Raw genomic sequence first — 11621 nt, 5'->3', positions numbered from 1 at the left:
AGCCAAGCCACTTCCCATTTGCCGGTAGAATGGTTCTTGGATTTTTGATAAATACGCGCTGGCACGCCTTTTGGCATGCTGGCTGGCATACCCGGCTGGAAGCTAGAAACCGTAGCTAGAACCAGTGAGAGAAACCAGAGGATACGAGTGGCAACCACAAACGACATCAAGAACGGAACCGTACTGAAGCTCGAGGGCCAGCTCTGGAACATCATTGAGTTCCAGCACGTCAAGCCGGGCAAAGGTGGCGCTTTCGTTCGCACCAAGATGCGCAACGTCATGTCCGGCAAGGTGGTTGACAAGACCTTCAACGCCGGCCTGAAGATCGAGACCGCTACGGTTGACCGCCGTGACTACCAGTACCTGTACCAGGATGGCGAAGACTTCGTCTTCATGGACACCCAGGACTACGACCAAATCACCGTTTCCGGTGCTACGGTCGGCGACGCCACAAACTTCATGCTCGAGAACCAGATGGTGAACATCGCCATCCACGAAGGCACGCCGCTGTACATCGAGCTGCCGCCGAGCGTCGTTCTCGAAATCACCTACACCGAGCCCGGCCTCCAGGGCGATCGCTCCTCGGCGGGCACCAAGCCGGCAACCGTGGAAACCGGCTACGAAATCCAGGTTCCGCTGTTCGTGGAGCAGGGCACCAAAGTCAAGGTTGACACCCGCGACGGCAGCTACCTGGGCCGGGTCAACGACTAGTGAGCGCACGCGGTAAAGCCCGTAGCAGGGCACTAGAAGTACTTTTCGAGGCGGAGCAGCGTTCCGTTTCGGCTTTTGACGCGCTCAAGGCGCGTCGGGAGAAAACGGATCTCGTCATTAACCCCTACACGATGGAAATCGTTGAGGGTGTCGTCTCCATGCAGCCGACTATCGACGAATTCCTGCAGACCTATGCCCAGGGCTGGACGCTTGAGCGGATGCCTTCGGTAGACCGCATCATCCTCCGCATTGGTGCCTGGGAACTCCTCTACAACGACGAAGTCCCGGACGGAGTGGCAGTCAGCGAAGCTGTGGCCCTCGCCAAGACAATGTCCACGGACGAATCACCGGCCTTCATCAACGGCTTGCTTGGCCGGCTCCAGAAGCTCAAGCCGTCACTGCTCGCCTAGGCGTCGCTGCAGCTTGTTCAGAAAGAGGACCCGCGTCCACAGGAAACTGTGGGGCGGGTCCTCTTCTTTGAGCGGGTCAATTCTTAGAGCGGGTCAGTTCTTAGAGCGGGTCAGGTCAGCACTGCCGCCCGGAGCGCCGGAATCCCGCGAAGATGGTCAAGTTCGTCCCGCTGATGAACGGGCACGTCACGGCCGCTGAGGATGCGTTGGCGCGTGAATGCCAAGGCCGTGGCGCCCTTGATGAACGCCCGCATCTGCGCGGCACGACCACGCGAGGCTGCCCAGCGAACCGCCTGCCGCCTTCCTTGGGAGGTCGCCAGCATTTCAACTTCGGCCGGGGTGAACCATCCGGCCCTGGCATATTCGAGAAGCCGCTGGCGCGTGAGTTTGCCTTCGGCAATGCGCAGGAAAATGATGCCCAGGGCCGCGATCAGGAAGATCGGCACCTGCACCACGAAGTAGTCCAGCAGGAAGTCCTGGCCCATGCTGTTCCACCGGTTATGCAGGAACATGGCCGGCAGGAGTCCGATGGCGAAGGCGAGCACTGCATAGCCGGAATGCCATCGACGGGCGGCGAATCCCATAATCAGGCCGGTTGTCCCCGTGAAAATGGCGTGGGCGAAGGGTGACATGACCCCGCGAAGGATGAAGATCCGGACAAGGTCCGTGCCGGGCTCCGATGAGGAGGCGATCTCACGGCCGAAGTAGAGGATGTTCTCGGTGAAGGCAAAGCCGGCCGCGATGGTAAAAGCAAAGACCACACCATCCACGGGACCATCGAAATACTTCCGGGCTCCAAGGATCAGAAGCAACAGGCCAAGCGATTTGGTGAATTCCTCCACGATGGGAGCCTGGACCGTGGCCATGAAATAAGTGAATGCTTCTTCGCTGGTGGTGGGAGCTGCCAAGGCGAAGAGGGGCTGGATCAACAATGTTCCGGCGATTGAGACTGCAGCTCCCCATGTGAAAGCGAACCAGAGCAGCCTGTTTGGTTCGGGCTCCCAACGGTCAATGAGCCGTACGGTCAGCAGTACCACCGACAACGGGACCAGGGAGGCGATGAACCCGATCACGAAGCCTGCGATTCCTGTATTGCCCAGAAGGAAGGGAACCACCAGGAGAAGGCTGCCGAAGACCAATATGGCGCCCGCCAGGAGCAGGGGGAGTGTACCCGGCGACCGGCGGGCCCGGGGTGCCGGTGGAGCCGGCCAGGCCTGCTGGGGAAGGCTGCCGGGGTTACCGGGCGCTGGTTGGTAGTTTCCGGGCTGTACGTGTCCGATCCATGTGGGATTGGCTCCCGGTTCCAGACAGGGCCGCGGGTAGGGTTGATGCCCGCCGGGGTGCCCAGGATGGTCGCTGCTCATGGCTTAGAGCCTATTGCAACGGACCGGATGTGAGCTTTAACTCACGCCTCGTCTGCGGCCCGGTGAGGCGGCCGGTTTTCGCTGTGGTAGTTTTGAAAGGCAAATATTCCTTTTTTAATTCCGTCCCGTGAGGCGGGGAAAGGGGAGACGAGCGAATGACTGAAGTCACTTCAGCGCAGGTACCGTCGCGGGTTGTTCTCAACCAAGCGGACATTGATCGCGCGCTGACTCGTATCGCCCATGAGATCCTCGAAGCCAACAAGGGTTCCCAGGATCTGGTTCTGTTGGGCATTCCCAGCCGCGGTTATCCCTTGGCCGTGCGGCTCGCCAACAAAATCGCTGCGGCTGACCCCGGCGTCAACGCGGAAACGATCGTCGGGCAACTGGACGTCACCATGTTCCGTGACGATCTTTCACACCAGCCCACCAGGCCGCCCCACCACACACGCCTGCCGCTGTCCGGTATCGACAACAAAGTTGTTGTCCTCATTGACGATGTCCTGTATTCCGGCCGCACCATCAGGGCAGCACTTGATGCCCTGGTGGACCTTGGCCGTCCCAGGATTGTCCGCCTGGCAGTCCTGGTAGACAGGGGCCATCGTGAGCTTCCCATCCGCGCGGACCATGTAGGCAAGAACCTGCCCACTTCTTCCGCAGAAAAGGTCCGCGTCCACCTCGAGGAAATCGACTCGGTGGACGGCGTTCCAGTCAATGAAGTAGTAATCGAGGCGGGCAAGTGAAGCACCTCCTCTCCACTGAGAACCTCAGCGCCGTGGACGCCATCCGCGTTCTGGACACCGCCGAAGAAATGTCGGCCGTGGGCGACCGCGAGGTCAAGAAGCTCCCTGCCCTCCGTGGCCGCACGGTAGTGAACCTCTTCTTCGAGGACTCCACCCGTACCCGGATCTCCTTCGAAGCCGCAGCAAAGCGCCTTTCAGCCGATGTCATCAACTTCGCGGCCAAGGGTTCCTCCGTGTCCAAGGGCGAGTCCCTCAAAGACACAGCCCAGACCCTGGCCGCCATGGGCGCGGATGCAGTGGTCATCCGTCATTGGGCTTCCGGCGCTCCGCACCGGCTTGCTGCAACGGACTGGATCGACGCCGCAGTGATCAACGCAGGCGATGGCACCCACGAACACCCCACGCAGGCGCTGTTGGACGCGTTCACCATGCGCCGGCACTGGTCCCGGCTCAACGGGACGAAATCCACCGGGGCGGACCTTCGAGGCATGCGTGTCGCGATCGTCGGAGATGTCCTGCATTCCCGCGTGGCCCGGTCGAACGTCTGGTTGTTGCGCACCCTGGGTGCCGAGGTCACGTTGGTTGCGCCACCCACACTGCTGCCGATCGGCGTCGAGCACTGGCCCTGCAAGGTCAGCTACAACCTGGACGAAACGCTCGAAGCGGGCGTCGACGCGATGATGATGCTGCGCGTCCAGGGTGAGCGCATGCATGCCTCGTTCTTCCCCTCTACCCGTGAGTACTCACGGCGCTGGGGCTTCGACGATGCCCGGCTTCGGGCACTGGATGACCTTGGCATGAAAGACACCATCATCATGCACCCCGGCCCCATGAACCGTGGCCTGGAAATTTCCTCGGCCGCCGCCGATTCGCCCCGCTCAACAGTGCTTGCACAGGTGCGGAACGGTGTTTCAGTGCGCATGGCCGCCCTCTACCTGCTGCTCTCCGGGGATTCCCGTGAAGCAACTGCCGCAACGGCAGCGAACACCCACGCTGTAAGCCAGTCCACCAAGGAGAGCAACTGATGGCCGAGAACACGTACCTGATCCGCGGGGCTGCCATTCTCGGCGGCGAAGCTGAAGACCTGCTGATCCGCGATGGCGTCATCGCAGCCAGGGGCAAGGATCTCCACGACGACGACGCCACAGTGATCGACGGCGAGGGCCTCATTGCCTTGCCTGGCATGGTGGACGTCCACACGCACTTGCGCGAACCCGGCCGCGAAGATGCTGAAACGGTCGAGACCGGCACTCGTGCCGCAGCCCTGGGTGGCTTCACGGCCGTCCACGCCATGGCCAACAGCAACCCCGTTGCTGACACGGCAGGTGTCGTCGAACAGGTCCACAGCCTTGGCCGCGCGTCGGGCTGGGTGGACGTACGACCCGTTGGCGCTGTCACGGTGGGCCTGGCCGGTGAACAACTTGCGGAACTGGGTGCCATGGCGGATTCCCGCGCCCAGGTGCGGATGTTCTCCGACGACGGCATCTGCGTGCACGATCCCGTGCTGATGCGCCGCGCGCTGGAGTACGTCAAAGCGTTCGACGGCGTGGTGGCCCAGCACGCGCAGGAACCCCGCCTTACCGCCGGGGCACAGATGAACGAAGGCGCCGTCTCGGCGGTGCTGGGTCTTGCCGGTTGGCCGGCGGTGGCAGAGGAAAGCATCATCGCCCGCGACGTCCTGCTCGCGCAGCATGTGGGTTCCCGCCTCCACGTCTGCCACGTCTCCACCGCCGGATCCGTTGAAATCGTCCGCTGGGCCAAAGCCCGGGGGATCAACGTCACAGCCGAGGTCACCCCCCACCACCTGCTCCTCACTGACGAACTGGTCCGCAGCTATGACCCCGTGTATAAGGTCAACCCGCCGCTGCGTACGGATGCCGACGTCCAGGCGCTCCGCGAAGGCCTCGCCGACGGCACGATCGACGTTGTGGGCACGGACCACGCACCGCACCCCAGCGAGCACAAGGAATGCGAGTGGGCGCAGGCGGCCATGGGCATGACCGGCCTGGAAACGGCACTGTCCGTGGTTCAGGAAACCATGATCGAAACCGGACTCATGACGTGGGCAGACTTCGCCCGGGTCACCTCCTTCACCCCGGCAGTTATTGGCCGCGTAGCGGACCAGGGCCGGCCGTTGGAGGAAGGCGAGCCCGCCAACGTCATCCTGGTGGACCCGGCTGCGCGCTGGACGGTTGACCCCCATAAAATGGCCACCATGGGCCGCAATTCACCGTTCAAGGGCAAAGAGCTGCCCGGATCCGTGGTCGCAACCTTCTTCAAGGGCCACCCCACGGTTCTCAACGGCAAGCTCAACACTCCGTACAGGTACGCCGGAAACTACCCAACCCCGGATGCCGCCGGGGCAGTCAGCGGTAGCTGATGAACAACCAGACACTCACCGTGCTCATCACGGTGCCGCTGATCATCCTCGTCCTGGTGATGATCTGGCTGGGGTGGAGGAACCGGCTCAGGCGGCAAGCCGACGTCGAACGCCTCCCCGAGGTGCCGCAGCAACTGACACCGGCCACGGCGGTAGCGGAGGGCCAGTACGTTGCCACTACCACCGCAGGTGACTGGCTGGACCGGATCGCAGTGCAGGGCCTTGGCATCCGCACCAACGCGGAACTGAGCATCCATGCTGAAGGCATCCTGTTCGACCGCCCAGGCGCCGCCCCGGTATTCATCCCACGCTCCGCAGTGGCTGACAGCCGCCAAGCCGCCGGCATGGCCGGGAAGTTCGTCGAAAAAGACGGACTCCTGGTTATCAGTTGGAAGCTGGGCGGCAAGGAACTGGATACCGGGTTCCGGACCAGGCATGCAGCCGACAAAGAGCTCCTCCTCGAAGCCATCCAAGAATTGATCTCCGCAGCCCCTCAGGCAGATGCCGATAGTGGAAAGTAATAAAGTGACGGACAGTAAAGCAGCCACCACACCCACCCCCTCAGCAGCAGTACTGGTGCTCGAAGACGGCCGCATGTTCCGCGGCCGTAGCTACGGCGCCCAGGGAACGGCCCTCGGTGAGGCCGTCTTCGCCACCGGAATGACCGGCTACCAGGAGACCATCACCGATCCCTCCTACGCCCGCCAGCTCGTGGTGCAGACTGCACCCCACATCGGCAACACGGGCGTCAACAGCGAAGACGCTGAGTCCCGCCGCATCTGGGTGGCCGGCTACATTGTGCGCGATGCCGCCCGCCGCCCCTCCAACTGGCGCTCGGAACGTTCTTTGGACTCCGAATTGGTAGAGCAAGGCATCGTGGGCATCCAGGGCGTCGATACGCGTGCCATCACCCGCCACCTCCGCGAGCACAAGACCATGCGCGCAGGCATCTTCTCGGGTGAGGCCGCACAGGCATCGGACAAGGAGCTCCTGAACGCCGTGCTGGCAAGCGCCCCCATGGAAGGCGCAGCGCTGGCTGAAGAGGTCTCCATTGACGAGGCTTACGTCGTGGAACCCAAGGACCACGGCTGGGAAGGCGAGCCCAGGTTCTCCATTGCCGCCGTCGACCTCGGCATCAAGGCCATGACCCCGGTCCGCTTCGCCGAACGCGGCGTGCGCGTGCATGTCCTTCCGGCGAAGTCCACCCTGGAAGACGTCAACGCGGTCAACCCGGACGGCTTCTTCATGTCCAACGGACCTGGCGACCCCGCTACGGCGGACCACCAGGTTTCCTTGCTGCGCTCGGTGCTGGACGAGAAACTCCCGTACTTTGGCATCTGCTTCGGGAACCAGATCCTGGGACGCGCCCTGGGCTTCGGCACCTACAAGCTCCGGTACGGCCACCGCGGCATCAACCAGCCGGTGATGGACCGCCGTACCGGAAAGGTTGAAATCACCTCGCAGAACCACGGCTTCGCCGTTGACGCGCCGTTGAACGGTGCCACTGTGGCACCGGAAGAGCGCTTCGGCCGCGTCGAAGTCAGCCACGTCTCCTTGAATGACGACGTCGTTGAAGGCCTTGCCTGCCTGGACATCCCGGCGTTCTCCGTCCAGTACCACCCTGAAGCCGCGGCTGGCCCGCACGATGCTGCCTACCTGTTCGACCGCTTTATCGACCTCATGGCCGATACCAAGTCCAAGGCCACAGACGCCAACTCCACCGAATCCAAGACTGAGGACAAGAAGTAATGCCAAAGCGTACAGATCTCAAGAGCGTCCTTGTCATCGGTTCCGGCCCCATCGTCATCGGCCAGGCAGCCGAGTTCGACTACTCCGGGACCCAGGCTCTCCGCGTCCTCAAGGAGGAAGGCCTCCGGGTCATCCTCGTAAACTCCAACCCCGCCACGATCATGACGGACCCCGAGTTCGCCGACGCCACCTACGTCGAGCCCATCACGCCCGAGGTTGTTGAGAAGATCATCGCCAAGGAGCGTCCGGACGCCATCCTGCCCACCCTGGGTGGCCAGACGGCCCTGAACACTGCCATTGCGTTGGACAAGAACGGTGTGCTGGAGAAGTACAACGTGGAACTCATTGGCGCAAACATTGCCGCCATTGAGCTCGGGGAAGACCGCGAGAAGTTCAAGGGCGTTGTTGAGCGCTGTGGCGCGGAGTCCGCGCGCAGCCACATCATCCACACCATGGAAGAGGCCTTCGCTGCTGCTGAGGACCTCGGCTATCCCATGGTGGTCCGGCCGTCCTTCACCATGGGTGGCTTGGGCTCAGGCCTGGCTTACAACGAGGACGACCTCCGCCGCATCGTCGGCCAGGGCCTCCAGTACAGCCCTACCACCGAGGTCCTGCTCGAAGAGAGCATTCTCGGTTGGAAGGAATACGAGCTTGAGATGATGCGCGACAAGAACGACAACGTCGTTGTTGTTTGCTCCATCGAAAACTTCGATCCCGTGGGCGTCCACACCGGTGACTCCATCACGGTTGCGCCGGCACTGACCCTCACGGACCGCGAGTACCAAAAGCTTCGGGACGTCTCCATCGCCGTTATCCGCGAAGTGGGCGTTGACACCGGTGGCTGCAACATCCAGTTCGCCATCGACCCCGCCACTGGCCGCGTAGTGGTTATCGAGATGAACCCGCGCGTATCCCGTTCCTCCGCGCTGGCTTCCAAGGCAACCGGCTTTGCCATTGCCAAGATCGCCACCAAGCTCTCCCTTGGTTACACCCTGGATGAGATCCCGAACGACATCACGCAGAAGACGCCGGCGTCGTTCGAACCGACCCTCGACTATGTAGTGGTCAAGGTTCCGCGTTTCGCTTTCGAGAAGTTCCCGGCAGCCGACAACACACTGACCACCACCATGAAGTCTGTTGGCGAAGCCATGGCCATGGGCCGCAACTTCACCGAAGCCCTGCAGAAGGCCCTTCGCTCACTGGAGCAGAAGGGATCGCAGCTGGACTTCAGCTCCGTGCCGGAGTATGAGGTTGCCGAGCTCATCGAGAAGGCCAAGCGTCCTACGACGGACCGCCTGCACCAGGTGCAGCGCGCCCTGCTGGGTGGCGCCACGGTGGAGGACCTCTTCGAAGCCACCAAGATCGATCCTTGGTTCCTGGACCAGCTGCAGCTCCTGAACGAGACCGCGCAGGAGATCCGCAAGGCCGGCGTCCTCACAGAGGAAATGCTGCGCAACGCCAAGCGCCACGGCTTCTCCGATGAGCAGATCGGTGCGTTGACGCACAACAATGAGGCAGTGGTCCGCGGCGTCCGCCAGGCCTTGGGCATTCGTCCGGTCTACAAGACGGTGGATACCTGTGCCGCTGAGTTTGCCGCTTACACCCCGTACCACTACTCGTCCTACGACGAAGAAGATGAAGTAGGCCTGCACGCCAAGCCCTCCGTCATCATCCTTGGCTCAGGGCCCAACCGCATTGGCCAGGGCATTGAGTTCGACTACTCCTGCGTCCACGCCTCCATGGCGCTGCGCAAGGCCGGCTACGAGACCGTCATGGTCAACTGCAACCCCGAGACTGTCTCCACGGACTACGACGTCTCCACGCGCCTTTACTTCGAGCCGCTGACCCTTGAGGACGTCCTCGAGGTCATCGCCGCTGAGGAGCGCACCGGTGGCGTCATGGGTGTCTTCGTCCAGCTCGGTGGCCAGACACCCCTGAAGCTCGCACAGCAGCTTGCCGACGCCGGCGTGCCCATCCTGGGCACCTCGCCTGAGGCGATTGACCTCGCAGAGCACCGGGGCGCCTTCGCCCGCGTCCTGGACGAGGCCGGCCTGACCTCCCCGAAGAACGGAACCGCCGTTTCCTTCGAGGACGCCAAGAAGATCGCCGACGAGATCGGCTATCCCGTGCTCGTCCGTCCGTCCTATGTCCTGGGCGGTCGCGGCATGGAAATCGTCTACGACGAAGCCAACCTTTCCCGGTACATCGCCAATGCCACGGAAATCACGCCGGATCACCCCGTCCTGATTGACCGCTTCCTGGAAGACGCGGTCGAAATCGACGTCGACGCCCTCTTCGATGGCACCGACATGTACCTGGGCGGCATCATGGAGCACATCGAAGAGGCGGGTATTCACTCCGGTGACTCCGCTTGTGTCCTTCCTCCGATCACACTCGGCAACAACGTGATCGAGCGCGTTCGCACCGCAACGCGGGCCATTGCCGAGGGTGTGGGCGTCCGTGGCCTCATCAACATCCAGTTCGCCCTGGCCTCGGACGTCCTGTACGTCCTTGAAGCCAACCCGCGTGCTTCGCGGACTGTGCCCTTCGTTTCCAAGGCAACCGGGGTGCAGATGGCCAAGGCTGCTGCCCTCATCGGTACTGGCGTCACCATCAACCAGCTGCGCAGTGCCTACAAGATGCTGCCGGAATCCGGTGACGGTTCCACGTTGCCCCTGGACGCACCGGTCGCTGTCAAGGAAGCTGTCCTGCCGTTCAGCCGCTTCCGTACGCCTGAGGGCAAGGTTGTCGACTCCCTGCTCGGCCCGGAAATGCGGTCCACGGGTGAAGTGATGGGCATCGACAAGCACTTCGATACCGCCTTCGCCAAGAGCCAGGCTGCCGCAAACAACGCGCTGCCCACCGAAGGCAAGATCTTCGTTTCCGTGGCCAACCGCGACAAGCGCTCGGTGATCATGGGCGTCAAGCGCCTCTCGGACCTCGGCTTCGAGATCGTCTCCACGGGTGGTACGGCTGACGTCCTGCGCCGCAACGGCATCCAGGCGACTCCGGTCCGCAAGGTGGCCGAGGGCAGCAGCGCCGAGGGTGAAGGTACCATCGCAGACCTCGTCATTGCCGGCGAGATCGACATGGTGTTCAACACCCCGTCCGGCGGGGAAGCCCGCAGTGACGGCTACGAGCTCAGGGCAGCGGCTACATCCATCGGCATTCCGTGCATCACCACCGTGGCTGAGTTCAACGCGGCCGTACAGGCAATAGAGGCACTGCGCACCTATGAATGGTCGGTCACCAGCCTTCAGGAGCACGCAGCCAACCTCAGCGAATCCCAGGCCGCCGTCAATGCCTGACATTGTTGGTGCCCACGAGGCCCGGAGTGCACAGCAGCCGGTCCGGGAGTCATTTGGCTCCCGGCTGGCTGCCGCAATGGCCGCCCGTGGCCCGCTGTGCGTTGGAATCGATCCCCATCCCCAGCTGTTGGCTGACTGGGGACTGAACGACGACGTCGCCGGGCTGGAGCGCTTTTCGCTCAGCGTTGTGGAGGCTGTGGCTTCCCTCGCTGCCGCGGTCAAGCCGCAAGTGGCGCTTTATGAGCGCCACGGCTCTGCGGGCATGGCTGTCCTGGAGCGGACGTTGGCCGCAGCTGCTGATGCGGGTGTGCTGAGCATCGCCGATGCCAAGCGCGGTGATATCGGGTCCACCATGGCTGCCTACGCAGATGCCTGGCTGCGTGACGGCTCGGCCCTGGCTGCGGACTCAGTGACCCTGAGTCCCTACCTGGGCTTCGAATCCTTGCGCCCGGCGTTGGACCTTGCTGCGCAAAACGGCAGGGGAGTCTTTGTGCTCGCCTTGACATCCAATCCGGAGGGAAAGTCTGTCCAGCACGTGGGCGGAAGCAATTCCGTCGCCCGCGGTATCGTCACTGCGGCCGCAGCCGAGAACCAGCGGTACGCGGGTGTCCTGGGCTCAGTGGGACTTGTTGTAGGCGCCACCATAGGTACGGCACTCGAGGATCTGGACATCGACCTCGGCCCGGTCCGCGGAGCTATCCTGGCGCCCGGGTTGGGGGCGCAGGGTGCTACACCCGCGGATCTCCGCTCGACCTTCGGCGCCGCCTATCCCACAGTGCTGGCCACGTCGAGCCGGGGCATCCTTGCCGCTGGTCCAACGAGCGCTGCGTTGCGGGCGGCTACCCAGGAGACGCTGGACGGCCTGCGGGCGGAATGATTCGCTGGCGCCTCATTGCGCAACCCGCCGCCTGCCGGTAGGTTCAGGATCAGTTTCGCGTGACGTGAATCACAAATCCGAT

10 protein-coding genes are annotated in these 11621 nt (G+C 62.9%); 9 read left to right on the top strand and 1 reads right to left on the bottom strand.

Annotated elements, in window-relative coordinates; all coding sequences use genetic code 11:
- Positions 1 to 147: 147 nt before the first annotated feature.
- Entirely contained in the window at positions 148 to 711 is a 564-nt protein-coding gene (gene efp / locus AC6I99_RS12515) for an elongation factor P (protein WP_011774957.1), read from the top strand.
- Positions 711 to 1121 (top strand): transcription antitermination factor NusB, encoded by a 411-nt coding sequence (nusB, locus tag AC6I99_RS12510; protein ID WP_216925562.1) that lies wholly within the window; start codon positions 711 to 713, stop codon positions 1119 to 1121. Before efp ends, nusB begins: the two co-directional genes overlap by 1 nt.
- A 110-nt stretch (positions 1122 to 1231) precedes the next feature.
- On the opposite strand, the gene AC6I99_RS12505 is transcribed toward nusB, so the two are convergent.
- Entirely contained in the window at positions 1232 to 2485 is a 1254-nt protein-coding gene (locus AC6I99_RS12505) for a PrsW family intramembrane metalloprotease (protein ID WP_497944961.1), read from the bottom strand.
- Between the two features lie 155 nt (positions 2486 to 2640).
- On the opposite strand from AC6I99_RS12505, the gene pyrR reads away from it, so the two are divergent.
- Genes pyrR through pyrF form a run of 7 tightly spaced genes read left to right on the top strand, consistent with a single transcriptional unit; the run spans position 2641 to position 11539 of the window.
- Positions 2641 to 3225 (top strand): bifunctional pyr operon transcriptional regulator/uracil phosphoribosyltransferase PyrR, encoded by a 585-nt coding sequence (gene pyrR, locus AC6I99_RS12500; RefSeq protein WP_224164472.1) that lies wholly within the window; start codon positions 2641 to 2643, stop codon positions 3223 to 3225.
- Positions 3222 to 4250 (top strand): aspartate carbamoyltransferase catalytic subunit, encoded by a 1029-nt coding sequence (locus AC6I99_RS12495; protein ID WP_497944962.1) that lies wholly within the window; start codon positions 3222 to 3224, stop codon positions 4248 to 4250. The genes pyrR and AC6I99_RS12495 overlap by 4 nt, the downstream gene beginning before the upstream one ends.
- Positions 4250 to 5605 (top strand): dihydroorotase, encoded by a 1356-nt coding sequence (locus AC6I99_RS12490; protein WP_497944963.1) that lies wholly within the window; start codon positions 4250 to 4252, stop codon positions 5603 to 5605. The genes AC6I99_RS12495 and AC6I99_RS12490 overlap by 1 nt, the downstream gene beginning before the upstream one ends.
- Positions 5605 to 6126 (top strand): PH-like domain-containing protein, encoded by a 522-nt coding sequence (locus AC6I99_RS12485; protein WP_497944964.1) that lies wholly within the window; start codon positions 5605 to 5607, stop codon positions 6124 to 6126. The genes AC6I99_RS12490 and AC6I99_RS12485 overlap by 1 nt, the downstream gene beginning before the upstream one ends.
- Positions 6107 to 7354, top strand: a complete 1248-nt coding sequence (carA, locus tag AC6I99_RS12480) for a glutamine-hydrolyzing carbamoyl-phosphate synthase small subunit (protein ID WP_497944965.1) — start codon at positions 6107 to 6109, stop codon at positions 7352 to 7354. Before AC6I99_RS12485 ends, carA begins: the two co-directional genes overlap by 20 nt.
- Positions 7354 to 10662 (top strand): carbamoyl-phosphate synthase large subunit, encoded by a 3309-nt coding sequence (gene carB, locus AC6I99_RS12475; RefSeq protein WP_497961036.1) that lies wholly within the window; start codon positions 7354 to 7356, stop codon positions 10660 to 10662. The genes carA and carB overlap by 1 nt, the downstream gene beginning before the upstream one ends.
- The gene (gene pyrF / locus AC6I99_RS12470) at positions 10655 to 11539 is read left to right on the top strand and encodes an orotidine-5'-phosphate decarboxylase (RefSeq protein ID WP_497961035.1); all 885 of its coding nucleotides are present in this window, start codon (positions 10655 to 10657) and stop codon (positions 11537 to 11539) included. The genes carB and pyrF overlap by 8 nt, the downstream gene beginning before the upstream one ends.
- The last annotated feature ends 82 nt before the right edge of the window (positions 11540 to 11621 follow it).

The sequence above is a fragment of the Arthrobacter sp. TmtSoilC77 genome (assembly GCF_059739415.1).
Note: the sequence above shows the minus strand (reverse complement) of the source record. Positions and strands in the feature narration are given on the sequence as shown.

Excerpts from the sequence above, each read along its gene's own strand:
- AC6I99_RS12505 (WP_497944961.1), bottom strand. The coding sequence starts at position 2,485 with ATGAGCAGCGACCATCCTGGGCACCCCGGCGGGCATCAACCCTACCCG.
- pyrR (WP_224164472.1), top strand. The coding sequence starts at position 2,641 with ATGACTGAAGTCACTTCAGCGCAGGTACCGTCGCGGGTTGTTCTCAAC.
- AC6I99_RS12490 (WP_497944963.1), top strand. The coding sequence starts at position 4,250 with ATGGCCGAGAACACGTACCTGATCCGCGGGGCTGCCATTCTCGGCGGC.
- AC6I99_RS12485 (WP_497944964.1), top strand. The coding sequence starts at position 5,605 with ATGAACAACCAGACACTCACCGTGCTCATCACGGTGCCGCTGATCATC.
- carA (WP_497944965.1), top strand. The coding sequence starts at position 6,107 with ATGCCGATAGTGGAAAGTAATAAAGTGACGGACAGTAAAGCAGCCACC.
- carB (WP_497961036.1), top strand. The coding sequence starts at position 7,354 with ATGCCAAAGCGTACAGATCTCAAGAGCGTCCTTGTCATCGGTTCCGGC.
- pyrF (WP_497961035.1), top strand. The coding sequence starts at position 10,655 with ATGCCTGACATTGTTGGTGCCCACGAGGCCCGGAGTGCACAGCAGCCG.